At 64.5% G+C, this 26,047-nt stretch carries 31 protein-coding genes; 3 read left to right on the forward strand and 28 right to left on the reverse strand.

The genetic code is table 11. From position 1 onward, the window contains the following. Positions 1-183 precede the first annotated feature (183 nt). The 3 genes from LRX77_RS00005 (at position 184) to LRX77_RS00015 (ending at position 2,631) form a co-directional block, all read left to right on the forward strand. A complete protein-coding gene (locus LRX77_RS00005) occupies positions 184-861 on the forward strand; it encodes an SOS response-associated peptidase (RefSeq protein ID WP_231830796.1) in 678 nt (225 codons plus the stop codon). Between the two features lie 29 nt (positions 862-890). After that, on the forward strand, positions 891-1,226 hold the full coding sequence (locus tag LRX77_RS00010) for a hypothetical protein (protein WP_231830797.1): 336 nt from the start codon (positions 891-893) through the stop codon (positions 1,224-1,226). A 190-nt stretch (positions 1,227-1,416) separates the two neighbouring features. After that, positions 1,417-2,631, forward strand: coding sequence for a glycosyltransferase family 2 protein (locus LRX77_RS00015; RefSeq protein WP_231830798.1), 1,215 nt, complete (start codon positions 1,417-1,419; stop codon positions 2,629-2,631). Here LRX77_RS00015 and LRX77_RS00020 read toward each other — a convergent pair. The 28 genes from LRX77_RS00020 to LRX77_RS00155 all read right to left on the reverse strand — a co-directional run bounded on the left by LRX77_RS00020 (position 2,628) and on the right by LRX77_RS00155 (position 25,907). After that, complete coding sequence (locus LRX77_RS00020) at positions 2,628-4,178, reverse strand: hypothetical protein (protein WP_231830799.1); 1,551 nt, start codon at positions 4,176-4,178, stop codon at positions 2,628-2,630. The two genes, LRX77_RS00015 and LRX77_RS00020, sit on opposite strands and share 4 nt — an antisense overlap. A 3-nt stretch (positions 4,179-4,181) precedes the next feature. Beyond that, positions 4,182-4,532, reverse strand: a complete 351-nt coding sequence (locus tag LRX77_RS00025) for a hypothetical protein (protein WP_231830800.1) — start codon at positions 4,530-4,532, stop codon at positions 4,182-4,184. Continuing rightward, positions 4,532-4,951 (reverse strand): hypothetical protein, encoded by a 420-nt coding sequence (locus tag LRX77_RS00030; protein WP_231830801.1) that lies wholly within the window; start codon positions 4,949-4,951, stop codon positions 4,532-4,534. The genes LRX77_RS00025 and LRX77_RS00030 overlap by 1 nt, the downstream gene beginning before the upstream one ends. 109 nt (positions 4,952-5,060) lie before the next feature. Further along, complete coding sequence (locus LRX77_RS00035; RefSeq protein WP_231830802.1) at positions 5,061-6,410, reverse strand: LysM peptidoglycan-binding domain-containing protein; 1,350 nt, start codon at positions 6,408-6,410, stop codon at positions 5,061-5,063. Positions 6,411-6,471: 61 nt separating this feature from the next. Further along, positions 6,472-6,903, reverse strand: coding sequence for a DUF2746 domain-containing protein (locus LRX77_RS00040; protein ID WP_231830803.1), 432 nt, complete (start codon positions 6,901-6,903; stop codon positions 6,472-6,474). Between the two features lie 5 nt (positions 6,904-6,908). Continuing rightward, entirely contained in the window at positions 6,909-7,430 is a 522-nt protein-coding gene (locus LRX77_RS00045; RefSeq protein WP_231830804.1) for a hypothetical protein, read from the reverse strand. A 53-nt stretch (positions 7,431-7,483) separates the two neighbouring features. Further along, a complete protein-coding gene (locus tag LRX77_RS00050; protein WP_231830805.1) occupies positions 7,484-8,611 on the reverse strand; it encodes a hypothetical protein in 1,128 nt (375 codons plus the stop codon). 9 nt (positions 8,612-8,620) lie between these two features. Next, positions 8,621-9,391: a hypothetical protein gene (locus LRX77_RS00055; RefSeq protein ID WP_231830806.1), complete on the reverse strand. Its 771-nt coding sequence runs from the start codon at positions 9,389-9,391 to the stop codon at positions 8,621-8,623. Continuing rightward, positions 9,391-12,081, reverse strand: coding sequence for a phage tail protein (locus LRX77_RS00060; protein ID WP_231830807.1), 2,691 nt, complete (start codon positions 12,079-12,081; stop codon positions 9,391-9,393). Before LRX77_RS00060 ends, LRX77_RS00055 begins: the two co-directional genes overlap by 1 nt. A gap of 25 nt (positions 12,082-12,106) precedes the next feature. After that, on the reverse strand, positions 12,107-12,460 hold the full coding sequence (locus tag LRX77_RS00065) for a hypothetical protein (protein ID WP_231830808.1): 354 nt from the start codon (positions 12,458-12,460) through the stop codon (positions 12,107-12,109). Positions 12,461-12,498: 38 nt separating this feature from the next. After that, positions 12,499-12,873 carry a hypothetical protein gene (locus LRX77_RS00070; protein WP_231830809.1) on the reverse strand — a complete coding sequence of 125 codons (375 nt, stop codon included), beginning with the start codon at positions 12,871-12,873 and terminating at the stop codon, positions 12,499-12,501. A gap of 116 nt (positions 12,874-12,989) precedes the next feature. Beyond that, complete coding sequence (locus tag LRX77_RS00075; RefSeq protein WP_231830810.1) at positions 12,990-13,829, reverse strand: Ig-like domain-containing protein; 840 nt, start codon at positions 13,827-13,829, stop codon at positions 12,990-12,992. A gap of 43 nt (positions 13,830-13,872) precedes the next feature. Then, positions 13,873-14,277: a hypothetical protein gene (locus LRX77_RS00080; RefSeq protein ID WP_231830811.1), complete on the reverse strand. Its 405-nt coding sequence runs from the start codon at positions 14,275-14,277 to the stop codon at positions 13,873-13,875. Then, positions 14,274-14,582 (reverse strand): DUF5403 family protein, encoded by a 309-nt coding sequence (locus LRX77_RS00085; RefSeq protein WP_231830812.1) that lies wholly within the window; start codon positions 14,580-14,582, stop codon positions 14,274-14,276. The genes LRX77_RS00080 and LRX77_RS00085 overlap by 4 nt, the downstream gene beginning before the upstream one ends. A gap of 2 nt (positions 14,583-14,584) precedes the next feature. Beyond that, the gene (locus LRX77_RS00090) at positions 14,585-14,920 is read right to left on the reverse strand and encodes a hypothetical protein (protein WP_231830813.1); all 336 of its coding nucleotides are present in this window, start codon (positions 14,918-14,920) and stop codon (positions 14,585-14,587) included. Further along, positions 14,917-15,396 (reverse strand): Gp19/Gp15/Gp42 family protein, encoded by a 480-nt coding sequence (locus tag LRX77_RS00095; protein WP_231830814.1) that lies wholly within the window; start codon positions 15,394-15,396, stop codon positions 14,917-14,919. Before LRX77_RS00095 ends, LRX77_RS00090 begins: the two co-directional genes overlap by 4 nt. Before the next feature lie 93 nt (positions 15,397-15,489). After that, on the reverse strand, positions 15,490-16,413 hold the full coding sequence (locus tag LRX77_RS00100; protein ID WP_231830815.1) for a phage major capsid protein: 924 nt from the start codon (positions 16,411-16,413) through the stop codon (positions 15,490-15,492). Between the two features lie 12 nt (positions 16,414-16,425). Further along, positions 16,426-16,944, reverse strand: coding sequence for a hypothetical protein (locus LRX77_RS00105; RefSeq protein WP_231830816.1), 519 nt, complete (start codon positions 16,942-16,944; stop codon positions 16,426-16,428). A 22-nt stretch (positions 16,945-16,966) separates the two neighbouring features. Further along, on the reverse strand, positions 16,967-17,896 hold the full coding sequence (locus LRX77_RS00110; protein ID WP_231830817.1) for a VG15 protein: 930 nt from the start codon (positions 17,894-17,896) through the stop codon (positions 16,967-16,969). Next, positions 17,896-19,173, reverse strand: a complete 1,278-nt coding sequence (locus LRX77_RS00115; protein WP_231830818.1) for a phage portal protein — start codon at positions 19,171-19,173, stop codon at positions 17,896-17,898. The genes LRX77_RS00110 and LRX77_RS00115 overlap by 1 nt, the downstream gene beginning before the upstream one ends. 15 nt (positions 19,174-19,188) lie before the next feature. Next, positions 19,189-20,904: a hypothetical protein gene (locus tag LRX77_RS00120; protein ID WP_231830819.1), complete on the reverse strand. Its 1,716-nt coding sequence runs from the start codon at positions 20,902-20,904 to the stop codon at positions 19,189-19,191. Continuing rightward, the gene (locus LRX77_RS00125; protein WP_231830820.1) at positions 20,883-21,305 is read right to left on the reverse strand and encodes a phage terminase small subunit; all 423 of its coding nucleotides are present in this window, start codon (positions 21,303-21,305) and stop codon (positions 20,883-20,885) included. Before LRX77_RS00125 ends, LRX77_RS00120 begins: the two co-directional genes overlap by 22 nt. Positions 21,306-21,416: 111 nt before the next feature. Then, complete coding sequence (locus tag LRX77_RS00130; protein ID WP_331716118.1) at positions 21,417-21,887, reverse strand: AAA family ATPase; 471 nt, start codon at positions 21,885-21,887, stop codon at positions 21,417-21,419. A 514-nt stretch (positions 21,888-22,401) separates the two neighbouring features. Then, positions 22,402-23,118 (reverse strand): DUF7340 domain-containing protein, encoded by a 717-nt coding sequence (locus tag LRX77_RS00135; protein WP_231830822.1) that lies wholly within the window; start codon positions 23,116-23,118, stop codon positions 22,402-22,404. A 179-nt stretch (positions 23,119-23,297) separates the two neighbouring features. Continuing rightward, complete coding sequence (locus tag LRX77_RS00140; RefSeq protein ID WP_231830823.1) at positions 23,298-23,762, reverse strand: hypothetical protein; 465 nt, start codon at positions 23,760-23,762, stop codon at positions 23,298-23,300. 110 nt (positions 23,763-23,872) lie between these two features. After that, a complete protein-coding gene (locus tag LRX77_RS00145) occupies positions 23,873-24,130 on the reverse strand; it encodes a hypothetical protein (RefSeq protein ID WP_231830824.1) in 258 nt (85 codons plus the stop codon). Between the two features lie 310 nt (positions 24,131-24,440). After that, complete coding sequence (locus tag LRX77_RS00150) at positions 24,441-25,193, reverse strand: hypothetical protein (RefSeq protein WP_231830825.1); 753 nt, start codon at positions 25,191-25,193, stop codon at positions 24,441-24,443. Between the two features lie 348 nt (positions 25,194-25,541). Beyond that, the gene (locus tag LRX77_RS00155) at positions 25,542-25,907 is read right to left on the reverse strand and encodes a hypothetical protein (protein ID WP_231830826.1); all 366 of its coding nucleotides are present in this window, start codon (positions 25,905-25,907) and stop codon (positions 25,542-25,544) included. Positions 25,908-26,047 lie beyond the last annotated feature (140 nt).

Below are 26,047 nucleotides of genomic sequence, written 5' to 3' on the forward strand. Positions count from 1 at the left end.
CACCTACAACAGACGACGCAGACAACGAGCACTCGGAAAACTCACCCCACTCGAATACGAGATAACCTATCAACCCACTGCACAAGCAGCATAAGGAAAACAGTCAACCAAAGCTGCAGCACACCCGTCAGCACCTCTATACGATGCCGCACCAGGTGACGCTGCTGGCAGTAGGCTCGTGGCATGTGCGGACGCATCGTTCAAGCGAAGACGACTGACTACGTGGCCCTCTTCGGGGTGGCCGACGACTTGAGCGCGGGGTTCGAGCCGTCCTGGAATCTCAAACCCACACAAGACGCTCTGATCGTCCTCGACGGAGACAAAGACGGCGTGCGCCGTCTCAGCCCCGCCCGATGGTCGCTAGTGCCAGCCTGGTCGAAAGAACTCAAGCTCAAGTTCCCGACCTTCAACGCACGGATCGAGACCGCCGGCGAAAAACCAACGTTCAGGGCATCAGTGAAGCGACGCCGCTGCGTGTTCCCCATCGACGGCTACTACGAATGGCAGACCGACCCGGTCACGAAGACCAAGACTCCGTACTACGTGCACTCAACAACACCAATCGGCCTCGCAGGCCTCTACTCCTGGTGGCACGACCCGGCCGCCGGAAACGACGACGGGTGGACACTCACCGCGACCATCCTCACCCAGGATGCAGCACCCGCCCTCGAATGGCTGCACGACCGCATGCCCGTCACCCTCGACCGGAGCTTCCTCGACCCGTGGCTTGACCCGGACGTCGACGGCAACGACCTCACCGACGACGTGCGCAAAGCCAGCATCGCAGACACGGCCGGACTCACCTGGCACGAAGTGGCACCGCTTCGAGGGAACAGCCCCGAGCTGATCGACCCGGACTGACGTCGCAGGTAGCGTCTAAGCTCGCGGTCATGATCGATCTGTTCTTGGTCATGAACGACACCTACACCGTCGTCGAAGTGCTCACAGCAGGCGACCAGCCCCACCGGCTCGCGTGGCTACGCCGCGTGCCCAACAGCATTGGCGACTGGGAAGTATGGACCTCAGACGTCATCCCGGCAGACCGGCACATTCTCGAACGATTCCCAGACGTCGGAGCGGGATCAGCTCAATGGCGAGCAGTCGAATGGTGCCGCGTCCACTGGGAACAGCTCCTGACCGCCAGCGCACCTCACACGACACCCGAGTTCGTCGCCTGCAGCCAACGTGCCTCCATGATGGGCGTGCACGTCAGCGACATACACTGACACCGGGACATGCCCAGGCATGCAGCGAGCACCCCCGGCTGGCTCTCGGGAGCTGGCCGGGGGTGCGTTCTGCTCAGAATCGGCTAACCGCGATCCACGCACCAGCGATCGCCCCGCCGATCATCATCGCCAGCGCGGCACAGCGAGTGCTCGGGCTACTTCTCCGACGAGCGGTATCTCATCGAGAATCGTGGGTACTGCACTCGCCAGGAATCGTCCTACCATCATCCCGACTGCTGCTCCAACCATCATCTTTTTCAAAGGGTATTCCTCTCGATCACTTTTGCTTGACGGCGGGATCATGGCACACAGGCAGTGTGCAGCTGCTGGTCAGCTCCTGGTGATGTGCTCCGAGGGGCACACACCCCTGATGTGCTATGGAGACGCGGAAAGCCGCCCCGCACCCTCCGGAGAGGAATGCGAGGCGGAACTGTGCGCGGACTATGGTTATCTCATGACTGTCTCGGTGATCATCCGTACGTACAACCGTCCTGCGTTCTTACGCCGAGCACTCGCTGACATTGCTGCGCAGACGCGCCTGCCTGACGAGGTGATCATCGTCAACGACGGTGGGGCACGAGCAGACGTCGACGCTGCAGCGGCCACCGTGACACTTCCAGTCACCATCGTCGACGCCGGCCAGCAGCTCGGCCGAGCTGAAGCAGCCAACGCCGGGATCACGGCCGCGCAAAGTGACCTGGTCACCCTGCACGATGATGACGACACTTGGGATCCAGGCTTCCTTGAGCAGACAGCAGACTGGCTGGAGCAGCACCCTGACGCTGACGCGCTTGTGACCAAGATCGACATCATCCGCGAGCGCGTTCTCGGTGATGGAGCGGTGGAGGTTCTTGAGCAGTTCCCGTTCGAGGGTCACCTTCGGGAGGTGACGTTGCTGGATCTGTTGCGGGTGAACAGGTTCACGCCGATCGGGTTTGTATACCGGCGGGCCTTGCATGAGCAGCTTGGTGTGTTCGATTCGCACTTGCCGGTCGTTGAGGACTGGGATTGGCACATGCGTGTTGCCGCACGGGGGTCGATCCCTGTTCTGCAGACGGATCATGCCCTGGCTTTCTGGAGGCAGAGGCCAGATGCTACAGGCTCTGACAGTAACAGCACCATCGCTGAGCAGGATCAGCATCGCAGGTTCGACGCGCTGAAGCGTGACGAGCTGCTGCGTTCAGACCCATCTGGGCTTGGTGGTCTCGTCTATCTGACACGGTTCATTGATGAGCGCGCGCACGACCTGCATATGCGGTTCGACGAGCAGCACGCCCAGGTCGACCGCCTCCAAGAGGATCTTCGAGAGACGACCGAGCAGATCGCTCGACTCGAGCAGACCATCTCTGACGCCAGTTTGGTCGCCTGGGCACGACGCAGGTGGCGTCGTTTCAGGGGCCGCTAGATCGAGCGGAGAGTCCACCAAGCACGCTGGAACCTCATCTTCGGGGACGCGCCTGACGCCGACCCGTGCACTTGGAGCGACACTACGTCCCCTTCCTTCAGGTCTAAGAGCACTCCTGACGCGGTGTTCCCTTGTACATCGGTTGTGTCGCCCGCGGGCGACGACCCGTAGATCCAGTCTTCACCAGCCACGGTCGCGCCGTTGACAAGGGGCTGCAGCTCGAACCACCCTGTCGTCATGCCGGCCATGCCCACTGACCAGGAGAGTTCGTAGAGGCCGTCTGCCGGGACTCGAAGGCCACGCGTGGCTGTGTTGGAGGTGCCGCGCGTTGTGACGGCCTGCATGCCGCCGCGGGCCTTGGACGCATTCCAGTTCGTCAGTTCCACCCATGCGCTCTGCAATCCACACGGCACATCCGCGGTCACGACCCACCATGCCCCCGCGCACCGTTGTGGTCCACGGTTGAAGGCCGCCGCATTCCCGTTGCCGATGAGGGACACAACCGAGCAGTGCCGCATCGGGAGATCAATCGGTTTCAGCGGGGTGTGCGCCGTCAAGTCGGCGGAGAAGTCCGCGTAGAACATGCCGCCGTCAGTCTCGTATGCGCGTGTCGAGTCCGAGTATTGCAGGAAGCCACCACAGTCAACGAACAGTCTGATCCCACCGTTCGTGAGAGGTGCGTGCGTAGGCCCCTCACCACGCGCCCACGTCGAATCGACCGCTCCCATGTCTGACCAGGTGCCGAGCACCGAGGTCGCTTTGGCCTGCTTCACAGTGAAGTCGGGATCGCTGTAGAACGCCCGGTAATCGTTGGTGGCGAGCTTGACGATATGAGCGTCGATGCCCGTCGGGAATGACGGCAGTGCAGTCCGGGTGCTCCACGAGAGAGACGCGAGATTCGTGGACGCAGTTGACACATGGTAGGCCTTGAAATCCGACGTACCAGAGGTGGTCGTGGAGGCCGAGAAGACCACACGCAGGATGCTGCCGTCGACGAGAACGTCGGGCGCCCAAACGCGCTTCACCCCACTGATCGTCGAGCAGTCGATGGCTGACCGCTGCGTCCAATCACGGCCATTCGTGGAGGTTGCGACGCCGATCGTGGTGATCGTCCCCCACGCCCCGCCTCCCGCTGTCGTGGGACGGGTGTAGACCATCACCCATCCGCCAGCCCACTGCGCGATTGACGGATCTCGCACAGTCGAGTCGGACGGCGCGAAGCGGATGCCAGTCGGCGCAAAGTGAGCGCCATCCGTGGAGAACGCAAAGTTCGCCGTCTCATCCTTGCTGTAGAAATGCGACGCCAGCAGAGGGCCGGTATCGCCCTGCATCTGCGCAAGGACCTGCTGAGCAGACGTCACCGATTGCGCGGCGGCTGTCGCAGAAGATGCTGCAGCAGTCTTCGACGTGGCAGCGCCAGTTGCAGAGTTCGCAGCAGCAGCAGCCGATGCCGCCGCGGCAACCTTCGCTGCGAGCGCTTCGGGGGTGACGTCGCCTCTAGGGCCGGGGATTGCGATTGTGCGTTTGTCGCGGATCTGGTCGGTCATGGGTCAGTCCTCGATTCTGATCGTGCCTTCGCCGAGACGCTCGACGTGCCCGTCTGGGCTAGTGGCAGTGATGGTCCATGTGCCTCGTGGGCGGCCTGCCCACACGTCAGAGCTGGTCGTGGATGCGGCGAGGTCGGCGATGGCGAGACCGTCGGAGGTGAGCTCGACGGGCTGCTCGAGCCACACGTCGCCATGCGGGGAGCTGACGCGGAGTGTGCCTGACCAGGTCAGCAGGTCCACCGGCTGGAACCCGCTGCCGTCGTCCTGCTCCCAGAGCACGCCCCATCGAGCAGACACACCCCGCCGAATCAACACGTCCTGACGTCCGACGGCCTGCGTGAGCACGCCCGGCATCAGGCATCCTCCGCATGCTTGCCAGCAGTCGATTCGAGCTCGACGATGCGCTGCTCCAGCTCGGCGAGCCGTGCAGCCTCACTGTCATCGGGCACATCAACGTCGGTGGCCTGCGGTGCGATGGTCTTCGCCCCGACCTGCTCGGCCGCCGTGAAAGCGCCGGTCTTCTGCCACGCGACGAAGGCAGCCTGAGATGATGCGAAGACCAAGGCGACCGCACCCAGCCACGTGCCGGCGGATGACCAGTCGAGGCCGTCGAGCTGCCCGGAGGTCATAGCCGTGACCGTGCCGAGGACGACAGAGAAGACCACGGCGAGGATGACTTTCGCCCGAGATGACCATTCCGGGCGCTGCAGGAGCGCCTGCACGATCGGGGCGAGCGACCCCAGGACAGGTGCGATGAGAGCGATCTGAGACATGAGATGTGTTCCTTTCAGAAGATGATGGAGAAGATGACGAGGGCCGCTGGGATCCCGCCGACAAGGGCGACGAGGACCAGCAGCCACAAGTAGGAGGCGGGGCCGCGCATCACCGCACCCGGATTGTGCGGCCCGCGTAGATACGGTTCACGTCGGTGATTCCGTTCCAGCGCTGCAGCTGCTGCACCCGAGTGCCGAACCGTGATGCGATGCCCGAGAGAGTGTCGCCAGCGCGGATCGTGTAGTAGCTCCCGGCAGCCGACGTGCCGGCGGCACCGGATCGCGTGGTCTTCAGTACCTGGCCTGGGTAGATCACGTACGGCGCACGGATGCCGTTCAGTGAGGCGAGTGTCTGCCAGGAGACTCCGACACGCTGGCCGATCTTCGACAGTGAATCGCCACGCACCACAGTGACCGTCGACCCGGTGCTCGTGCTGCTCGACGATGATGCCTGCCCGTCCACACGCAACACCTGACCCGGGTAGATCCGATTCGGGTTCGAGATGCCGTTCGCCGCCGCGAGCACCGCGACAGTGGTGCCGTAGCGTGCAGCGATAGCGGAGAGGGTGTCGCCGGCCTTGACGACGTACGCTCCCCCGTTCGACGATCCCTGCCCGGTCGGGCCGGTGCCCTGCGACGGCTGCGCCGGCGGGCTGTAGGGCTCGACCTCGTCGCGCGTGTCGTTGTCCTCGTTCGCCTCCGGCGGCGCCGTGATCACCGTGCCCGGCGCGATCGGCTGATCCTGCAGCGTCGACGGGTTCAGGCCGGCCAGCGTGCCAGCGGAGACGCCGAGGATTGCCGCGAGCGCCGCGAGCGAGGCCACCCAGCCTTTCGTCTTGAACAGCTTCGAGGCGTTGGCGTATGCGGCCCAGGCGTTGCGATCGCCGTAGAAGACGTTCATGTCGAGGTTGCCCGCGTAGCCAGCGATCCGGCCGGTCGAGGTGTACTGCCACATGACGACGGTCCAGCCGTGGCCTGGCTTGTACGGACAGGCAGGAGTGGCCAGGTTGTTCGGTCGGTTGTTCGGGTAGCCGGCGATCCACAGACCATAGTCTTTCGACACCGCTTCCCAGGCGTAGGTTGATGCGGGTGAGGCTGACATGTAGATCAGGGGGCGCACACCTGTGGTCGCGTAGACGCGGTCCAGGAAGGCCCGCGCCCATGCCACGTCGGCGACGCCGTCTTCCCAATCGAGCACGAGAAGCGCACGGCCGATGTAGCCCCGGATGTTCTTCACGAAGAAGTCGGCCTCGGCAGTAGCCGTGTTACGTCGGTTCCGGGCGAAGTGGTAGAGGCCGAGCAGTTTGCCCGATCCCAGTGCCTGCGAGACATGTGAGTTGCAGTACGGGTTCACATACCCGACTCCCTCCGTCGCTTTCACGATCACGAAGTCGAGCTGTGCTCCAGCCACGTTGAGTGTCGCCTGATACGACGAAGTATCGATGCCTGTTAGAGCCATGAGAGTTTTCTCCTTAAATGCGAAAGCCCCGCGCAGGACGGAGCTGGATGCTGGGCTTGTTCTATTCGTCGTGTGACGGGCAGCGGCGTGTGTCTCGCTCGACGGTGCGCATGCGCTCCGCGAGACCGTCGATGCGGTCGTGGGCTTCCTTGCGGTCGTCTCGGTTCTCCTGCTTGAGACCGCCGACATCTTTCTGCAGTGACCGCACGTTCGTGCCGATCATGCGGATCTGCCCTGTCATGGGCTGCACACGCTGGTCGAGCGTCTCGACCGCCGCGCGGATCCCGTCAAGGTCATCACGGAGATTCGTGTGATGCGTGTTCGTCGTCTGCTCTTTCGCGACCGCCGCATCCCGGCCTATCCGGTCAAGCTTCGAAGACACCTCACGCTGATGTGCACGCCCCTTGAGCAGAACGCCAGCGGCGGCCAGCAGCGCTGCCACAATCGGCGCCCCCACGTACTGGACAATGGCGATCAGGATGCTCTCAGTCATCGGTCTCACACCCTCGAGTAGCCGGCGTAGATGGTGAGCACGGCACGGTTGATCTCCGACGCTGGGAAAGCCCCCGGTACGGTCGTGTTCATCTGCAAGGCGACCGTCACGGGGCCGACTTGGGGGGAGATCTCGGCGACGTCCGCTACTTGCAGTACCAGCGTCTGTGACCCGGCGCCACCGTCCCCGTATGCTGCGACCATCGACGTCGACGGGACACCGTTGATCAGGATGCGCCCGTTCAGATTCGGCTCATATGTCGTCGTCAAACCCTCGACGTTGGCCTGCGCCGATGCGGAAATCGCCACCGCTGGCAGGTCGTCGATCTTCGGCAGCGTCACCGACACCACCGTCGACCAGGCCGAGGACGACAGCCCGAAATTGGTCTTCACGTCCTTGCGTACCTGCACCTGCGGCATGCGGGCGATCAGATCGAGCACTTGCTGCACCAGGGCCGTCAATTTGCGCACGGCCTGCGCCACTTGGGTGCCCGCCGCAGTGAGCGCCGTGTCCGCCTTGCGCTGCACGCTGTCGAGTGTGTCCGCGAGCGCTTTGATCGGGTTTGCTGTTGGTCTGAGCATCAGGCTCCTTGCGTGGCTGGGAAGAGGTCGCAGGTGACTGTGTCTGAGGTGAGGTCCGCGGTGACCTGCGAGATGACGCGGTCCTCGACTTCGCCGCCGAGGTAGGGGTCTTCGGTCTGCCGGTGGATGATGTCCCCCGGGCTCGGGCGCAGTGTAGCCGGCAGCGTCATCACCTCGTTCTCGGGCAGTGTGCTGCCGTCAGTGGTGTCCTGCTGAACGTAGCCGCGCAGCGTGGAGAGATCCGTGACGGACGTGTGATCCTTGTTCGCCGCCTGCGTCAGTGGCCAGCCGGCCTCTTCGAGGGCGGTCTGCCGGTCCATTGCGACGAGCAGCAGGTCGTCGGCGCGCCCGCCGATGCCGAACACCTGGGACGCGATTGAATCGCCGTCTTCGTCAACTGAGGTGACAGCCGCGTGATGGCCAGCGATAGATGTGTTCACTATGAACTCCCGCGGTGTCGGGTTCGCGACGTACTGTGCGTGGAGCACACCGTCGACCAGTCGTGCCGGCCAGGTGATGTTGGGGCCGTTTCGCACCTCCGTAAGGTCCCGCAACGCATCGAAAACCCTGGGCAGCTCCCAGCACTTGTAGGTGCGGGTGTTCGACCCCTGTGGCACCGTCGGTGTGTCGTACAGCACGGGTCCCCACTCGAGCGACTCCGCGATCACACCTGCGCCGATGCCTGCCAGAGTCGAGTTGATGGTCAGCGCCCAGTCAGGGCGCGGGTTATCCTCATCGATGAGCACCTCACCGTCGACCCATGAGTTCTTGAGCGCACGATTCAGAACGAGCCGCTTCTTCCAGAATGACCAGCCGTCACCGGCTGACAGCTGCAGCTGCTGCTCGGCAGGGTTCCACGCCGTTGACTTCAGCATGCCCCACGCCAGCACGGATCCGTCCTCGACGACAGCGAGTGCGTACTTCACTACTCGGGTCTTGTCCCGCAGGCCGAGCTTCTCGGCGAGATCCGACCAAGGCAGCGTGAATCGCATGGAGCCCTCGGCCGAGTACGGCGCCACCCAGTTCCCCGAGGTGACGGGAAGCACGTTGAGGCCGACGGGTGGCTGCCCGTCGAGCATCCGGTAGATGCGTACCTGCCGATCAGGTGCTGATGCAAGTGTTCTCATGTCCGTCTCCTACTTCCAGCCCGGCCGAGCCTGCACAGTCGCGGCGGCCGCATCTGTCTGCACAGTCAGGACACTGCGCCCCGGCGGAACCTCGATGCGGCCGGCATCGAGCAGGCGCCCCACCTGCTGCCCTGTGCCATCGAGGGGAATGCCCTCAGACATGTCGATCGACAGGCCGTTCGCCATGCCTGCCCACTCGAAAGTACGACCGCGATAGTCGGCAACCACCAGCGTGCGTGTGACACCGGTCGTGATGACCAGGGGCTGCGTGGCAGCCGTCGACGACCCGTTCATCTCCACCGTCGCGGCTCCACCCGTGACTGGGAATCTCACCCATTCTCCGTACTTCAGCGGGTCAGGGCAGGTGACCAGCAGAGTGAAGTCGATCTGATCCTCCGTGAACCGAGTCACCGTGCCCGTCGGGTCGGTGAGGTACCCGGTCACCCACCGCGGCCCGGCACCGTCTTCGATGCAGATCTCCAACGCCTGCGCGGCGAGCGCGTTGACCCGGTCGCGTGCCACGTGCGCCTGCAACGTCGACGAGTCGGCGAGGAAGAACCCTCGGATCGGGAAGACACGGTGCTTGAGGTTGATCGACGACGGCCAGAAGGCGCCGTCGGCGTTCGGCACCGATGTGTCCGGTAGCGCCTTCGGAGCAACCGATCCGAACCAGTCCGTGTCGAGCCCGTCATCAGCGTTCAGGAACCAGCCGTCAGACCCGTCCCACCAGGACTCCCCCAGCACGATCGTGTCCGTGCTCGAGGTGATCGTCACCCGCATCACAGCCTCCTCACTCGTTCAGCGACGGCGGCCGCAGCCGCATCCGGGTCCGAGGTCTCCACGCTGATCGGCGCGTACACACGCGGCTGATCATCACCGGCAGTAGGTGCCTGCTGTGCAGCCTGCTGCTGACGCACCAGCTGCAGCGTCGCCGCCATCTGTGCATTCACCAGACCTGTGTCGACCACAGACTCGGCACGACCAGCCTCACCTGCACGGATGAGCGTTCCGCCCGCAGTCGGGAGGATCGTCGCACCGAGCGCCAGAGACGGCACGTGCGGAATCTTCGGAATGCTCACACCGATCGCCGACGCGGCACCGGTGAGCCCGTTGATGCCATCGATGACCCCGTTGATCGGGGCGATCACGACATTCACGATGCCCTTGAAGATCGACGACAGCACAGACCCGATGCCACGGAAGATACCGACGATCGTGTCCCAGATGCCACCGAACGTGTTCTTAACGCCCTCCCACACTTGGGACCAATTGCCGGTGATGATGCCGGTCACCACCTGGATGATGCCCTGCACCGCGCGCATCGCACCCGACACGATCGACGCGAAAGCCCCGAACACGGCCGAGATGATCGGCAGCAGCGCACCGATCATCTGCATCAGGATCGGCAGCACCGCCGCGATCAACGGAGTGATCGCCTGAATGACCGACGTGACCAACGAGATCGCCTGGACGATGACGGGCATCAGCGACGTCATCAGACTCAGGATGACCGGCAGCACCGCTTGCACGATCGGCATCACAGCTGACACCACCGTCATAATGAGCGGCACCAGCGCACCGACCAAAGCCAGTAGTGGTGGGATGATCGCCTCCACGATCGGCATGAGCGCGACCATAATCTCCCCGATGATCTGGCCGATCATCATGAGCACTGGCGACAGTTGTGTGATCAGCGACACCAGCGGAGGCAGCAGAGCCGACACGAGATTCATGAACACCGGCACGAGCAGGTTCAGCGCATCGAGCACAGGCTGCAGCGCCGGCATGAGTGCTGCGAGCGCGGTTGTGAGGACTGTGCCGAGGAGGTTCACGACGGGCACGAGCAGCTGCATGATCGGGGTGAGTGCCTGCGCGACGAGGGTGAGTACCGGGCCGAGGACCCCACCGAGCTGTGCTGCGAGCGGGCCGACGACGCTCATGACTGAGCCGAGCAGCTGCCCGAGCGGTCCGAGCGCCGGAATGAGTGCCTGCAGACCCGCGCCGAGCCCGGTGATCATGTCTGTCAGCCCTGCGGAGACCATGGGCTGTGCCAGTGCGTCAGCGATGCCACCGAGCACTGCGCCGACCGTTTGACCGATCGTCGCGAGGCTCGTTGAGATCGCCGGTGCCAGTGCTGAGATCATCGACCCGATCGGGCCGAGCGCTGTGCCCAGCCCCTGTGCGCCCTGGGTGGCGCCCTGGAAGATGGTCATCAGCCCGGTCTGGAACACGGGGCCGGCGACGATCGTGGCGATCTGCTGCAGCATTGCCGCGAGTCCACCGAGGCCGGAGCCGGACGCGGAGAGAGTGCCGAACACGGAGCCGATGATCGACCCGAGCGACCCGAACGCGTCACCCAGATACCCGAGCTGTGTGAGAGCCCCGTCGATCCACTGTGTGAGCTGCCCCGATGCGGCAGCAGCACCGATGAAGTCGTTGAAGCGCGTCGCGAGGTTCGCCAGTCCCGTGCCCATGGCGGGCAGGTAGGAAGATCCGACTGTGCCGAGCGTTGCAATGGTCTGCGCGAACGGTTCTGCGGCTGCACGGGTGTTCTGAATCGCGGTGCGCATGTTCTCGAACATGCCGAGCATCGCGCCGTCGCCGAGCGACTTTGACAGGCCGTTCGCCAGGTCCCCGGTGAGCCCGCCGAGCGCCTGAGACACACCAGTGAAACCGAGCTTCAGCTGAGGCAGCAGCGACGTCACCATGTCAGTGATCGGCTTGCGGGCCGCATCCCAGTACCCGCTGCTGATCGTCGTCTGCAGCGACTGCATCGCCGGCTTCAGCGACGCCAGCTGCGTGCCGGCATCCTTCCACGCGACAACCAGTGCCGTCATGCCGATAGCCGCAGACGCGAACACGGCAGGCAGCACAGCCGCGGCCGGGGCAATGGCCAGCAAGCCGGCACCAACGTTGGCCAGCGACTGGACAGCCGTCAGCCCGACGCTGGCAAGAGACCCCACACCTGCCGTCACTGCAGCCAGACGAGGGATCGACCGGTCAAGGTTCGACAGCCCAGAGCTCAGCCCACTGAGAGCATCACCGAGCACGCGCGCACCGGACAAGGCTGCGAGCATCGTCGCCGCATTCGCCGCCGCAGTCTTGTTCACCTGCGGAAAGATGTCCACCGTACGTGAGCGGGCCAGCACAGCCAGCGACACTCGCGCCTTGCCAGTGTCTGCGTCAGCGTTGATCGTCGCGTCACGTGACTGGGACGCGTCCTTGATCCGCTTCGACGCATCCTTGGTGTCAGCGTCGACGTCGACCGTCGCGGCGAGTTTCGACGCGTCCTTCACGAGACGGTTGATCTGCACACGCGCCGGCCGGTCGTTCGCCTCGACGTCGATCGTCGCCCGGACGCTCCGTTCGATGCGCTGCAGAGCCTTCTTCAGATCATCACGGAACTTCGTGGTGTCCGGCAGGACACGAATCGAGACACGGCCCGCTGAGGCACCGCCTGGACCAGCCATCAGAGCGCCTCCTGGGAGCTTTGGTTCATCGCAGGAGTTGGAACATCTGCGTGAACTCGCGAATACTCGACGTCGTCACGACCGGTGACCGGTCAAGAGGCGTCGGCAGCGGCTTCGCCTTCTTCCCGGCGAGCGCTGCGGTGATGAGGTCTGCGATTGCTGTCAGCCGGGCGACCTCTGGCGTCCACCCCAGCCATGATGGCGGTGTGCCCGGCTGTGGTCGTGCCGGCGGTTCGTCTGTGAGCACAGCCGCCCGCCACCGAGACTGCGGCACCGCGTACAGCCCCTGGATGAGATCGAGGACGTGGGCGGGGCTGACCAGCCCACGCCATACGTCCTCGATGTTCACGCCGAAGAACTGCTGCAGATCAGCGATCACCGGCACCCGGTGTGCCGCGAGCAGTTCGCAGACCCGGATTATTCCCCCTCGGCCCTCACATAGTGCGAGACGAGGGCGAACGGGATCATGTACTCGTCTGTGCCAGACAGGGCCGTCGCCCACTTGATGTACGCCTGCTTGTCGAGCGCGAGCGTGTAGAAGAAGTCGACAATCTCACCGCCGAGCAGCAGCGCGTCCTCTGCCGAAATCTCCCCGTGCGCGTCGGACATGTCAGCAGCCCGCGCGGCGAGCGCCTTCGGTTTCGCACGCTGGGTGCCCCAGAGCGCTGCAGGTGGCTTCAGTGAGGGGATACCCTCGAGCAGGGAGTCGTCGAAGCCGATCTGTGCAGCCTGCTCACGCACCTCCTCGGGCTGGGGCTCCGCTGCGGGTTTCGTCTTTCGTGTTGCTGCCATGTGCCGTCCTCATTTCTGATGGTGCCGCCCTGTATCGAATGGGTCCGCGTGGGGCGGGGCGGCGAAACATCACCCCACGCGGAGTCAGGAAGTGCGGCCGATGCGGCCGTACAAGATCAGGGAGCAGTGACCGTGATGGCCTTGTCAGCCTTCACACTGCTGGCACCGGACACGGCCGACGTCGCGGTGATCGTCGCCGACCCTGCTGCGACACCCGTGACCAGACCCGTGGCAGAGACCGTGGCCTTCGACGGATCCGCCGAGGACCAGACCACCTCATTGCTCGCCTTCGACGGTGTCGCCGCCACAGACAGCTGCACAGTGGAGCCGACCTTCACCGACGTTGCGCCCGCAGGCGACACAGTCAGCGCGGTCGGTGCCGGCAGGAAATCCTCTGGCGTGAACCAGATGTAGAGCCCGGACAGACCGGTCGCCGGGTCAGGCTCGATGATCTCGGGGTCAGCGTCCATGAACACGCCTTCGAAAGGCATCTCAAGGAAGTTCTCCGTGTCGATCTCCGTGCCATCCCCCGGCCCGAGGCTCCAGTTCGGGGAGTACCAGCCAGTCGAATCCGCACCATCACAGGCGAGCACGAAGACACTCATCTCTGTCGCAGTGACAGCTGCAGGGATCACCATGCCGCCCTTCGACCCCTGCCACGCGGACTGGATGCGCTGCAGCGTGCGGCGGGAGATCTCCACAGCGTTCGCCGTGATCGAGATCGTCTGATCGGCGTACTGGACACGCACATTGCGGTGCTCCCACGTGCGCTTGACCGTCTTGTCACCACCGTCCTTGTTGAACGACATGGTGTTCTCGTACGAGGTCTCCGCGAGCTGATCCCAGCCGTCAGGCACCGGGCCGTTCAGCGTGAACGCCGCCGGGCCAGCCGCGGGCATCGGGGTCGAAGGCGGGGCGCAGAAGAACTTGCCGTCGCCCGGAATGATGAGTCGCATGATTTGTCTCTCTCCTCAAAGAAAACCACCGCGAGCGCGGTGGTCAGTTGGTGATGGTTCGGCACAGCAGCCGCCAGCTGCCGCGGTAGGCGACAACCGGTTTACCGGCCGTGCTGCTCTGGTCTTGCAGTTCAGGGAGCTGCGTGTCTGTGACGGTGACGACGTGCCCGTGCGGTGACGAAGTGCCCTTCCAAGAGCGCACGCCTGCATAGACCGTCTTCACCAGGTCCTCGACCTGCTCGGCTGGTGCGAGGACCGTCACCCCGAGGTCAACAGTCCAACCGGTCGGGGCGTTGAGCACCTGCCCGCTTGAGGAGCAGTCGTAGAGAACGGCTGGGATCGGCATGTTCGCGGTGCGCTCCGGCGCGACGAACACTCCCGGCAGCAGGGCTCGTAGCCGCTCCCCGACCATCCCAGCCGGTTCAGGCATGACCGTGTCAGGGATCATCCAGTCACGTCCTGCGCGGCGTTTCGCATCACGTGCAGCCCGGCCACCCATGTCTCCGGGTTGCGGTTGTGGAAGTGCCCGAACTCAATGTTGCCCGCCTCCACGTGATCGAGTGTGACGAGCCGGTCAATGACGCCCTTCTTTCCAGGCGCCTTCGCGACACCGATGCGTGACGCGAGAGAACCGTGCCCTGCAGCGCGGGTCCGAGCAGCGCCAGCGATCTGGTCAGCCTTGGCTTGAAGCGCCTTCTGCACGGCCGCTGCTCGTGCCGCTTGCAGGGCAGCTGACTTGTTGATGACGACCATGACTATCCCCTTCCCTGCTGGGTGCGCTTCAGACGCACCTCGAAGTGCGCGGTGCGGGCAGACCCGTCAAACCTGAGCGGGTCCCCGATGGGCTCGTACAGGGCGCCGTTCCAGGTGATCAGGCTGTTGATGTCGCCCGGCCACGACCGGCAGATGAGTCGGTACACGGTGGTGGCCGTGACGCCCAGCGCCTCGGATTCCTCGGCGCTGAGCGCACGGATCGTGCACGGCACCGACAGCGGGGTGCCGTCATCCGCGTACAACGTTCCGTAATCGGACGGTGTCGCTGTGCGAGGCTGGACGGCCGCGACATGCTGCGGGCGGTCGAGGTACTTCACAGCATGAGCTCCTGTGACATGCCACCACAGCCGGGCCACCCGTACTGGAATTGCTGGTCGGGAGGAATGCTCCCGAACCTCGCCCGTGCGTATCCGTCGAGCACGCCCGCAGAGGTACCGAATGCACCGCCGACGCCGAGCAGCTCCCAGTCCTCGTCAAGGACCCGGAGCCGCCCAGTCGCCACATCAAGATCGATGCGGTACGACACCACACCGTCGGCCTCGGAAACCATGCCCTCCGGGTTCCTCAGAACACGGGCGACCATTTCAGCCTCCACCGTGACCACGTTCGCTCTGAACGAAGTGTCAGTCTCAGCTCTGGTCCGCAGATCCTTGATCCGCGCCTGCAGCCTGTTCTGCGCCCACTCCAGCAGTTTCGGCGTCACCGTCGTTTCCGCTTCCGTCAGCTCCCTCAGCAGGCTCACCTGCACGTCGTCCGTGGTTGCCAGTGCGGACGGTTCCAGACTCTCGGTCATAGTCGACTTCCTTCCAGGCCTTGTCCTGCGCGAACGGGTGATCAGCGGCGACGTGCACGATCGGGGCGCCCTTCTTGCGTCTCAGGTATGGCATCAGGCCTCCTCGTACGCGACGAACGACTTCGGGTCGGTAATGACCCAGCCGATGATCGCCTCCACCAGGTAGGCTTCGAGGTTCTGCTGCCACAGGTGGTAGGTGGTCTCGCCGTCGACGACGGTCGCCTGGTCACTGACCTTCAGAGTCAGGTTCTCCGCGAAGCCGTAGCGCAGCGCGCCCCAGTCACCGCCGAACGCACGCACCGTGCTCTCAGCCGATGCCCCGATGCGCCCGGAGACTGCCTTGCCGTAGGCGGTCGGCAGACCCAGAGTCGTGGCGATCGGCGACGACAGATCCGTCGGGTTCTGGTAGATCGGCCGGCCCTGCGCGTCGACCGCTCCGAGCAGCTTCGAACGGAATCGGGGGTCTGCCGCGAAACCAGTGAAGTCATCGTTGAGCTGGTTGCCGTTGACCACCAGGTCGTAGCCGGCGAGCAGGTCAGCGTTGATGCCACCATTCGCGACAGTCGCACTGCCCAGCTGGACGCGATTCGTGGTTGAGTTCACCGACTCCACACCCGGAATCGCAGCGCCGGTCTTGGCGTTGCGCCCGTAGAGCACCGCGAGGTCGAAGGCCCGCTGGATTGCGCCGGTGAGGTCAGACTGAATGTTGTCGAGCACGTTCAGCGGGTTGCGCAGACGTACCTCTTTCGACTGCACGGTGATCGCGGCGATCTTGATCGGCTTGATCGTCTTCACCGCGTACGACGTCTGGCCGACGGGCTTCGCTTCGCCTTCACCGACGACGCCAGCTTCGACGTGACCAGTCTGCACCGCGATGGCATTGCCTTCGAGTGCGATGGCTGTCGTGCCGGACAGGGTCTGCACGACAGACTGCTCGGCAGCCTTCGTGAGGATCTCCTGAGCGACAGGCTTGGGCACGAGGCCGGCGGCGTCGAGCCCTGCAATAGTGGTTGACATGGATGTGTCTCCTTAGTTGTCGATGGTTGAGAAGAACGCGTCGGCGGCTGCCTGACGCTCGTCCACAGCAGGAAGCCCCTGCTGCGCCGCGTTCGGGACAAGCGGCGACTTGTCATCCGTTGAATCCGCCGGCGTGCGCAGAGCGGCGACAGCGTCGAAGGCTGCGGTCAGTGCGGCCTCGTCATCACCGTTCACGAGGGCCGCGACCTCGAGCGGGATGCCTCGCTCGAGCGCCAGACGGTCACGAGTGCGACCGAGTGTTTCAGCCTGCAGCTGCTGCGCCGAAGTGGCGACCGTGCCCTCGAGCTGCTCCTTCTCGGCAGTCAGCGCGGTCACCTGACCCTGTAGCGTCGTGACTGCTGCCTCACCAGCTGCGGCCTTCTCCTGCAGCGCTGACAGACGTGCCTGCGCCCACTCGGGCAGAGCCGACACATCCTCCGCGGGGTCAGTGCCTGATACTGCAGCCTGCGCCTCGGGCTCAACGACATGGCGCAGACGCCCATAGCGAGCGCGTGCTTTGTAGTACTTCATTCGTTTCTCCTTGATCGATTGGTCACGGCAGCGAGCGGATCTGCTCGAGGAAGGCGAGCGCGTCCGTGTTCGATGCGAGGTATTTCCGCAGCTTCTGCAGCTGCGGCGGGGTGTTGCTGTTCGGAATGAGTTCGTCATCGCCGACCGCTTCTTGCGCGGCGTAGTAAACCGACGCGAGCTTCTCGTGCGTGTCCGCGCCAGGCCACGTCTTCGCGTTATAGACGGGCACCGCGATGCAGTCACAGGAGTCGTGGTAGCGGCGCTCGTCATCTGCAGAGTCATTGGTAGCGACCGCCGTGGTCTGCCGGTAGACGGGGCCGCGGCTGGCGAGCATGACGCAGAACGGGCAGTTGTCCGTGCCGGTGAGCATGCGCGCATACCCGAGCGCATACCGCACCGGGGTGCTCTTCGTCGGCACAGCGTCGACGAGTTCGTCACCGTCGAGCTCACGCAGCCCGGCAAGTGCAGCCGGCCGGAAGTCTTCTGCCTTCCACCCCTCCGGGGCGTCTTCCGCAGCACGGCGTACCGTGTCACGCGCGGCCGCCTCCGTGTGCCGCACAGTGACGTTCGCGACTCTCATCGCCACATCACGAGGTTTGAGCGACAGCAGATTCGTCCGCCCATCCAGCTCAGCCAGAGCCGACCTCAGCCCCTGATCCGCGTACCCGTCGAGCGGCGGCTCATAGATACTCCCGCCGACGCCCTGGGCTTTCGCCTGGTCACCGAGAAAGCGCAGGGCCGCATCATGCGCCTGCACGCGTGCATCCCTGACCACCGAGGCAAGACGCGAGACGATCTGATCGAGCTGCGCGGCCTTCTGCGCTTCCGCCCCGTCATCTTCAGGGTCAGGCCGACGCCACACCGAGAGCACAATTCGCAGCGTCTTCGCGACAACGATCTGAGAGACGCCATCGAGCAGACGACGATAGGCTGCAACCGTGAGCCTTTCCATCAGGCTCCGACCGCTCGGGCGAGGCCCTCGAATGACGCGTCGTACTCAGTGGCCATGCGCTTCTGCTCCGGGGTGAGCCCGACCATATCGCGACCCACCGCAGGTGGGATGATGCCCGCTCCGACAAGCTTGGCCGCAGCATCCGCCTTCGCCGCGATCGTCGGCGTTGCAGCGTCACGCCAACGAGTCTCCAACCGAGCGTTCTCCGGGGTATCGCGCCCCTCGATCTCGTCGGCAATGCGCATCACATCTTCCCAAGCCTCACCGAAGAAGACCTGCTTCTTCTCCGCCTTGCGCACATGACGGTTGTCGATCGCGTTCAGAGCCTCCGCACTCGTCGGGTTCGCCTCGCTGGCGAACCCGAGCGTGTCCATCGACAGGCCCGTCGACGCCGACGTCAGCCCGGCGTACAAGCGCACCGTTGAGATCAGCTGTGCGAGATCCGCGCCATCGAACTGGCCAGCCTTCGCATCCCCCGGCCCAGTGAGCAGACGCCCGATGTACGCCTCCCACTGGGTCACGGCTTTACCGTCGGAGCCGGTCATCATCTCTTTCGCCTTGTCCGAGAACAAGTAGCGCTGCGGCAGCGCGAGGATCTCCCCAGCCACCTGCAGCTGCGTCACCGACCGCGACGCCGCATCTGTGTAGCGCATCACGTCCAGCATCTCCGACCGGCCAAGGTGATCCCTGATTCGCGACCGGTTCAAGAACGGCACTACTGGCACCCTCGATGTTCCAGATGCCACAGCAGCGTCCTGCTTCCACACGCCGTGCACCTTGCCATAGCGCGTGTTCACCCCGGGCGCGTAGTGCATCGCCCACAGCGAGCCGTCAGCCTCTTTGAACCTCTGTACAGCCTCCGTGATCCGCCCAGTCCACGGGTCAACCACCGTCGCGAAGCCGAGCGCCGAATGAACAGTCACTTTCGCCCATTCGCCCGATGTCGGCGGGCCAACCACCGAGTATCCGACGCCCTGCACGAACGCCTCCGTGTGCACAAGCGGAGCCAGCATGTCGAGCCGATTCGCCTGCCACCGAGACCAGTAGTGATCGTCCGAGGCTTCCTCACCCGCGAGCGCGAAGCCCTCGACCGTGAGGCGCTCTTCGAGCGACTCCACTGTGATGCGCGGCCAATCGAGCACCAGCTCGAGTATGCGCACCTCCGGCGGCAGGCTGACGCCGATCGCATCCAGGCGGTGGGACCCCTCGAAGTATGCCTCGAGGCGTTGGAAATGCCGTGGTAGTGACGGTTTCTTCATGAGAGCGTCGAATGACACGTGCCACTCCTTTCCTCAGTTCCAGACGACGAATCCGCTGTCTGAGTTACGGTCTTCCCAAGCGTCCGAGGCGAGCACGATGCGGCGCACCATGCGGGCGCCGATCGCGCACACGCCGGCGTCGATCTTCGACGATGACGAGTCCGAATCTTTCTTCGGGTACAGGTGCCCGCGAACTTCGCCGCGGCGAATGTTGCCGATGTGCCGGCTAAGATCCCAGTTCCCGTCGTGCGTGAAGGCGCCCTCTTGCACCTCGGTGAGGAACATCTCGGTCGCCTCGGCGAACTCGTACTTGTGTGAGCGCATGTCCCAAGCAATCGGCTGCCGGTCCTTGCCTTTCGGCACAGCCCACAGCACCAGGTCGTCTGCGAAGTCCTCCGGCCAGTGCACCTTCGTGAACGACTCCCATTCACGAACATCAGCGAAGAACGCCACGACCTTGAACCGGTCGAACGTCTGGTGCACGGTCACGTTCACGTCAGCGACGTTGACCGGGTGCTCAGGCGACGGCTCCCAGACCTTGACTGTGAACAGGTGCCCGTCTGACATGCGGCATCCGACGAGCGCCGTTGCGTCACGGCTCTTCGACCCGTCGAAGAACAGCACGACCTCGTCACCGTCGGCGACGTGCGGGAACATCTCGTCATCCGTGGCCGTCGGGCCGAGCGCCGCCCAGTCTTCGAGCGTGAACATGGCATCCTCGGCCGCGTTCGGCTGGTTCAGGAAGAACCTGCGCGAGCGCGAGGCGGGGAACGTCGGGTTCCAGATTCGCTGCATGATGTCGCGGATCTTCACCCATGGCAGGCCTTCGTACACGAACTCTAGGGCCGTCTGGAGTGAATCCTGATCCGATAGATTCGTGTCATGAGGCGCAACACGCGCGTCGTAGAGAATCTGCTGTCTGGCCATGTTCAGCCGCTCCGGGTGCTCCGGGTCGTGCAACCATTCCTGCTGCTCGGCCCACGAATCGAACACCGTCTCCGCGACCGACCCGATACCTGGGATCCACGCATTGCAGGTCTCCATCAGCCGACCGCCGGTCTTCGCGAGATTCTGGTCGAGCGTCTCAGCGAGATCCGGGCCACCGTTGCCGGCCGTCCAGTGCTCAGTCTCATCAGCGACAGCAAATGACAGCTCTGCTCCCTCGGCCGAGGTCGCAGACGAGGTGATCTGCTGCAGCCGTCCCCCCTCCGGGGTCTCAAGGTAGGTCTTTCCGACCTCGAGGTCGTACCGCCGCGCAAGCTTCGAGCGCTTGTTAGACATGGCACGCACCATGCGCATCGTGTTCGCTGTCTGGTCAAGTGATGTCGCCGCGACATTCACGAGCGGCATCTGCACTGGCACACCTCGACAGCCGCCGGGGATCTTCTCATCGAAGTCGAACAGGCGCGACGGGCCGAGCAGCTCATGCAACGCCAGCATCGCCGCGAACGGCGACTTTCCAGACCCCTTTGCCAGACGTCGAGACGCACGATTGAACAGCCAATGCCCGTCATCGTCGACAGCGTAGAACCAGAGCAAGAACTTCGCCTGCGACGGCATCAACGTCACTGGCCGGCCAGATCGTGGCCCGTTCGGCTGAATAAGGTTCGTCTCCATCCAGTCGATGGCCTCGAACCCGAGCGTCAGACGAGGCAGGCCGTGCTCGTCAACGAGGTGCGGCGGGAGCACCTCGGTGCCGAGAGTCACCAGACGCTCACGAGGAGCGGCTAGGAGAATCTGTTGCGCCATTCGCTCATGCGTGCGACCTTCTCCGAGTCCTCAGCCGTCGCTTCTTCAGGCCGCTCAAGCTCGATAGCCACTCGCCGACGATCCGCCTCGGTGAGCAACAGTGCAGACATCGCCTGATAGATCGCAGTCAGCATCTGCCCTGACCGCTTCGACGCCGTCTTGTAGTAGGTCAGATCGTCCATCAGCGAGTAAGCGAAGGCCCAGTCAGACGGCTCATAGAACTTCGCCTGGCCAGAGACCTTCATCGCAGTCCACAGACGCTTCGCCAATGGATGCCACGCCTTGTTCGCAATCGGCGGCCGCACACCGCGAGCGCCCTTGGCCTTGCGGACCGCGATCTCTGGCTCGTTGCGACGCTGCCGGTCTTCGGTGCGCTTCGGCACCGGTCCACGAGTTCCCATGAGCGACCGTCCTTCCTGCCAAACGACTTGAAAACCCGTACAGATTCGGAGGCGCTATACGCGAAGCGGTGAGGGCGGCCTCTTGGGGGTCTCTCCCCTGGGCGCATCTGGTCAGCTCAGCCCCGGATGATCGTGGACACGACTGATTCTGCCGCCGCGAGCACGACGAGAGAGTGCACGTGCACCCCAGTGCTGCGCGTACCAGCGAACGATGACCTCATCGACCTCTGGTGGCCGGCCGGCGGCGTGCGCACGCTCGATGCAGACCGCTCCACCCGGATCGCACAGATGCAGTTCGGCACCCAGCCGATCAGCTGCGGCGTCTCGCTCCGCAGGATCGCCGAGTGTTCGGATGACGAACGCGCGGCCGTGCTTCATCCGCTCGACGTGGCGCTCGAGCTCCATGCGTCGAGAGGATGCCGCGGTGCGAAAGCGCCGCTCATGGTCGTGCGTGCGAGGCGAGCCGGCCTCGACAGCCAGAGCGTCGAAGTCGATCACCATGTCACCAGGGCGAGCATGCTGACGAACCCATGTGCTTTTCCCTGCGAGCGGCGGGCCGTAGACCAGGATCACCTGCCGCATCAGCACAGCCCCGGATGAGTCTCGGGCGGCCGAACGTTGCGAGCCTTGGCACGCCGATGCCCGCGCCTCACCGAACGACCACCCTCAGAGGAGGACTTCGCACGGTGATGCCGCTCGCACAACGCGCGAAGGTTCTGATCGTCGTCGCCGCCGTTCGGGTCGACATGATCAACCTGGTTCGCACGTGCACCACAGATGCCGCCGCCGACCGGCCACTGGCACATGCACTGGTCACGCCGAAGGATCCTCGGACGCACCCGTGTACCCCAGTCACGTGGTAGACGAGCCCGCCGATCCGATGACGACCACATGGTACTCACCTCGCGCCGTGAACTTGACTAGACGAATCGCGCGTTGTCGAGTCGCGCCCCTCGGCTGGCCCGGCGGTTGCGCTCGACGGGCCGCGTGCTGCGGGAGACCACCTCACCGCGACACGCACCATCACGGCTAACCAGAGCGGGCCCCGCATCAATGATGCGAGGCCCGCTAGGCACACTTGTGGTGAGTGGTTCCATTATGGACCTTCAACCGCTCGCTGCGCAACAAGACCTGACAACGGCCCACACCCCAGTGCAGCGGCTAGCAACACGAACTGGTCGCGCCGCCACGAGGCACCACAATCAGGATTCCGACACTGGATGCCGGTCGGCCTGCCGTCGAGCGTCTTCACCACCTGCAGCACCCACGACCTCACCTCTTCACCAGCAGCCGACGTCGTGACGACGTGCGTCTGGCCACACGCCGGACAACGCACACCAGTGATCTCCTCCGTGCGCACCGGGTTGAGACATGACTCGATCTGCTCAACGAGGTGCTCGACGAAACCGAGCGCCGTGTACTGGACCCCCGCATGCTCATCCCCCACCACAACCAGATCAGAATCAGAGAACACAGCAGCAGCCCACTCGCGCAGGCGCGGCCCAGGATCACCGAACGGCACAACAGCATCCGGCCGAACCTGCGCATACCGCCATGCCTGCGAGATCTCGTGGTTCAACCGCTCAAACAGTTCCATCGCCAGCGCGTTCACGGGCAGAGGTGAGAACTGCGCAGCCCCACCTGACATCCCCCGCCCAGGCAGCACCGACGATTCCAGCTGCTCAAGCAGACCAGGCACACGCACGAACCGCGAGCGCTGCCCCGTGTCGAGTCGGATCGGTTCGTGACCTGCCGGCAACACCTCGACGTGCTCGGCCGAGAGTTTGTCGACCAGCTCCCAGAAGTCAGACATGACGCTCCTCTTCGTTGTCTCGATGGCACCAGCACTCACACACAGTCAGCCCGTCAGCGTCGTCATCCCACGCCGCACCATCACACGCCCGGTGCTTCCCCACCCGACAATCCGGCGAGTACCGGTACTGCAGCTGAGCTGCGATCACGTCATCCCACGACACGTGCACATCATCACGATCAATCAACGAAATCACCACCCAGACGCGCCACCAGAGCACGCGCCTCACCAATCGCGCCCACCAGAGCATCCCCGGCCTTCGTCGCATCAGCACCGGTCGAGTGGAAGCGCACCACCGCATCGACCGGCACCCGCTCGAGATACCCATCCGGCAACTGACGACACCATCCCCGACGACCCAGCCCGTCATACCGCCACACCGGCCACACCGCAGGATCACCCCACGACGGCACGAGATAGCCGAGCAGACGAGCGCTCGCAGGATGCGCGTGCACCCACCCGTGCACACCAGTCGTGCCCGTGCCCTGCAGCAGCACCAGCGTCTCCGGGTTGTCGACGCCGCCCTGCGAGCGCAGCACGCGGTGATGATACGAGTGCTGCGTCTGCGGGCCGCAGTAGAGTCGGGTCAGAGCGCAGCGCTCGTCGTCACGACCAGACACCGTCATGCGCACGTGATCAGTCATCGCACTCACCCACCTGGGCGCCGTCATCAGGCGAACAGCAGAACACCGCGCCCGGCTGGCCCAGCAGAGCGTGCGTCGTCGGGATCACCGTCACAGTCGTGTGCTCTTGCTCACTCATCGATGTCACCGACCTCCAGGCGCAGATAGACGCCAAGCTCACGCAGCAGAGACTCGGCCGTCGGGAAGTTCTCACTGTTCAGGGCCTCGATCGCTCGATCGACCTTGTACGCGGCGATACCAGCCACGTCGCCTCGTAGCGGCCCATCGACGTAGCCGACGAACCCGGCGAGCGTCCATGAGCGCATCTCGCACGGCGCGCCATCATCGCCACGATTGTCGACATCCTGCAGAACGTAGTACTCACTCATGCTGCTGCTCCTGTTCGACTCCTGCGCCCGGCCGGGCGACTCTCACACCACGCACCAGGTCGTGCCGCTTGCACTGACACTCCCCTAGAGACCTGCGGTGACAATCCGGGTCCGTGCAATGACCAGGCACACCGTGAACGTCGCGGCACTCCAGCGACGCACGATCGATCAACAGGAGCTCCTGCCGTAGACCGTCTACCTCCACGACCATCGACTGAGGCGGGGTGATACCAGGAGCCGCATACAACATCGCCACTCGACGCTGACCCGGCACCCCATACGTGTGACTCACATCCATGTCTGACCCTCCCTAGACCGCTGTATCCCAGTGATTCCCCCACCGACGCACGTACTCGACCCGGTAGAGCTTCCGCTGACGAGCCGCCGTACCGCACGGCCCGCACTCCTCCGTGACCGTGTTGTTCGGATGCCGTGGGCAGCCCATCGGCGGCGGGTCGTAGGGCGGGCGATCGCCAGGCTGCGGCACCTCCTCGGCGTCGCGCACGCTCTCGCGCTCTCGCTCGCCCGCACCCTCTCGCTCTCTCCATGCCAGAACTTTCGGAGCCGAGGCCGGAACATCGGTCGGAGGCTCCTCGAAGCGCGGAGGGCTGCAGCATGAGCCCGCCTGCCACCGATCCGCCACCGAGGGCTCTGGATCCCACGCATGACACCACTCCTCGTCGACCAGGGCATCCGTCGGAGTCGGAGTCGGAGCGGACCGGGCCGCAGTCGGCGGGGCGGGCAAAGGCGACGGCTTCCCGTGCTCCTCCCGAGCAGGCCGGCTCAGCTGCAGCAGAGTGGTGTGCGGGTCCGCCGGGTCTGCGTACAGCGTCAGGAACCCGATCTCGTCCAACGTCAGCAGGTGCACCTCCACATCCGCCGGCGACGCTGTCGGATCGTCGCCCCAAATCTCCCTGTGCAACAACGTCAGAGACACCACAGTGCGACCATCCCGATCCACCAGCTGCATCAGACCCATCGCCGTGTACCGCACCGGCAACGGCTGACGCCGCAACAGATCGTCCTTCCACACACTCGGAGGAATGATCTTCGACCGGCTCATCCCAGTCCTGGACGCCATACGCGCACACCCCATCAATCAGATCCTGCAGAAACGCCTGCACCGGCCGGCCATCCAGCAGAAAGCACTCAGAGAACCCACGGCCACCAGGCAGCAACGCGCGGCCCTCGTCCTCAGACGTGAACGCCCGCCGCCACCTGCCGCGAATGTTCTTCAACGCGGCCTGCTCCCACTGCGACGGCACAAAGTCCATCCGTTCGATCAGCTGCGCACCACGCTCAACCAGCGCCCTCAGACGCCCCAGAGAGAAACACCGGCCGACCTTCACCACGCCCGACTCCGGCCACAGCACCGCATACACCAGCGCGACCTGCGGCATCTTCCCCCTGATCACGACCACGCCTCCCCATCGACGCTGAGCCCAAGGAAATCAGCGAACTCCAGAGGGTCATCGACCGAGCCGCCTCGAGCGAAGAACACGATCGCCCAGGCCTGTAACGTCGGCGCCATGATCGTCGGCCGACGACGCGTGCCCTCCTGCACGTTCCACGCCACCGCGAGCGCAGCAGCATGCCCCTGGTCGAAACCGAGCGAGCGCAGGTCTGCTGCGTCAGCATCGATGCGGCGGGTTCGTTCGAGAGCCCTCTCAAGCGCGCGTACTGGCGCCGCGAACGCTGCAGCGAGCTGATTGAACGCACCATTGATGCCCGCGACGACTTCAGAGACCAGTGCTGGCAGAGCGCGAGCATCGCGCATCGCGCGCCGCAGACGGCGAGCGCGACCACGCACCTTCATCCGGGGGAAGAACTCACGTGTCCTCGGGCGCTGACCGGAACTCATCGGATCACCCCGTTCGCGTGGAGTTTCGGGTGCAGACGCTCGTATCGTGTGAGCTG

Source organism: Pseudoclavibacter sp. 13-3 (genome assembly GCF_021168475.1).
In the GTDB taxonomy this organism is placed as follows: Bacteria; Actinomycetota; Actinomycetes; order Actinomycetales; family Microbacteriaceae; genus Pseudoclavibacter_A.

Excerpts from the sequence above, each read along its gene's own strand:
- LRX77_RS00005 (WP_231830796.1), top strand. The coding sequence starts at position 184 with ATGTGCGGACGCATCGTTCAAGCGAAGACGACTGACTACGTGGCCCTC.
- LRX77_RS00010 (WP_231830797.1), top strand. The coding sequence starts at position 891 with ATGATCGATCTGTTCTTGGTCATGAACGACACCTACACCGTCGTCGAA.
- LRX77_RS00020 (WP_231830799.1), bottom strand. The coding sequence starts at position 4,178 with ATGACCGACCAGATCCGCGACAAACGCACAATCGCAATCCCCGGCCCT.
- LRX77_RS00025 (WP_231830800.1), bottom strand. The coding sequence starts at position 4,532 with ATGCCGGGCGTGCTCACGCAGGCCGTCGGACGTCAGGACGTGTTGATT.
- LRX77_RS00030 (WP_231830801.1), bottom strand. The coding sequence starts at position 4,951 with ATGTCTCAGATCGCTCTCATCGCACCTGTCCTGGGGTCGCTCGCCCCG.
- LRX77_RS00035 (WP_231830802.1), bottom strand. The coding sequence starts at position 6,410 with ATGGCTCTAACAGGCATCGATACTTCGTCGTATCAGGCGACACTCAAC.
- LRX77_RS00040 (WP_231830803.1), bottom strand. The coding sequence starts at position 6,903 with ATGACTGAGAGCATCCTGATCGCCATTGTCCAGTACGTGGGGGCGCCG.
- LRX77_RS00050 (WP_231830805.1), bottom strand. The coding sequence starts at position 8,611 with ATGAGAACACTTGCATCAGCACCTGATCGGCAGGTACGCATCTACCGG.
- LRX77_RS00055 (WP_231830806.1), bottom strand. The coding sequence starts at position 9,391 with ATGCGGGTGACGATCACCTCGAGCACGGACACGATCGTGCTGGGGGAG.
- LRX77_RS00060 (WP_231830807.1), bottom strand. The coding sequence starts at position 12,081 with ATGGCTGGTCCAGGCGGTGCCTCAGCGGGCCGTGTCTCGATTCGTGTC.
- LRX77_RS00070 (WP_231830809.1), bottom strand. The coding sequence starts at position 12,873 with ATGGCAGCAACACGAAAGACGAAACCCGCAGCGGAGCCCCAGCCCGAG.
- LRX77_RS00075 (WP_231830810.1), bottom strand. The coding sequence starts at position 13,829 with ATGCGACTCATCATTCCGGGCGACGGCAAGTTCTTCTGCGCCCCGCCT.
- LRX77_RS00080 (WP_231830811.1), bottom strand. The coding sequence starts at position 14,277 with ATGATCCCTGACACGGTCATGCCTGAACCGGCTGGGATGGTCGGGGAG.
- LRX77_RS00085 (WP_231830812.1), bottom strand. The coding sequence starts at position 14,582 with ATGGTCGTCATCAACAAGTCAGCTGCCCTGCAAGCGGCACGAGCAGCG.
- LRX77_RS00095 (WP_231830814.1), bottom strand. The coding sequence starts at position 15,396 with ATGACCGAGAGTCTGGAACCGTCCGCACTGGCAACCACGGACGACGTG.
- LRX77_RS00100 (WP_231830815.1), bottom strand. The coding sequence starts at position 16,413 with ATGTCAACCACTATTGCAGGGCTCGACGCCGCCGGCCTCGTGCCCAAG.
- LRX77_RS00105 (WP_231830816.1), bottom strand. The coding sequence starts at position 16,944 with ATGAAGTACTACAAAGCACGCGCTCGCTATGGGCGTCTGCGCCATGTC.
- LRX77_RS00110 (WP_231830817.1), bottom strand. The coding sequence starts at position 17,896 with ATGGAAAGGCTCACGGTTGCAGCCTATCGTCGTCTGCTCGATGGCGTC.
- LRX77_RS00120 (WP_231830819.1), bottom strand. The coding sequence starts at position 20,904 with ATGGCGCAACAGATTCTCCTAGCCGCTCCTCGTGAGCGTCTGGTGACT.
- LRX77_RS00125 (WP_231830820.1), bottom strand. The coding sequence starts at position 21,305 with ATGGGAACTCGTGGACCGGTGCCGAAGCGCACCGAAGACCGGCAGCGT.
- LRX77_RS00130 (WP_331716118.1), bottom strand. The coding sequence starts at position 21,887 with ATGCGGCAGGTGATCCTGGTCTACGGCCCGCCGCTCGCAGGGAAAAGC.
- LRX77_RS00135 (WP_231830822.1), bottom strand. The coding sequence starts at position 23,118 with ATGTCTGACTTCTGGGAGCTGGTCGACAAACTCTCGGCCGAGCACGTC.
- LRX77_RS00140 (WP_231830823.1), bottom strand. The coding sequence starts at position 23,762 with ATGACTGATCACGTGCGCATGACGGTGTCTGGTCGTGACGACGAGCGC.
- LRX77_RS00145 (WP_231830824.1), bottom strand. The coding sequence starts at position 24,130 with ATGAGTGAGTACTACGTTCTGCAGGATGTCGACAATCGTGGCGATGAT.
- LRX77_RS00150 (WP_231830825.1), bottom strand. The coding sequence starts at position 25,193 with ATGAGCCGGTCGAAGATCATTCCTCCGAGTGTGTGGAAGGACGATCTG.
- LRX77_RS00155 (WP_231830826.1), bottom strand. The coding sequence starts at position 25,907 with ATGCGCGATGCTCGCGCTCTGCCAGCACTGGTCTCTGAAGTCGTCGCG.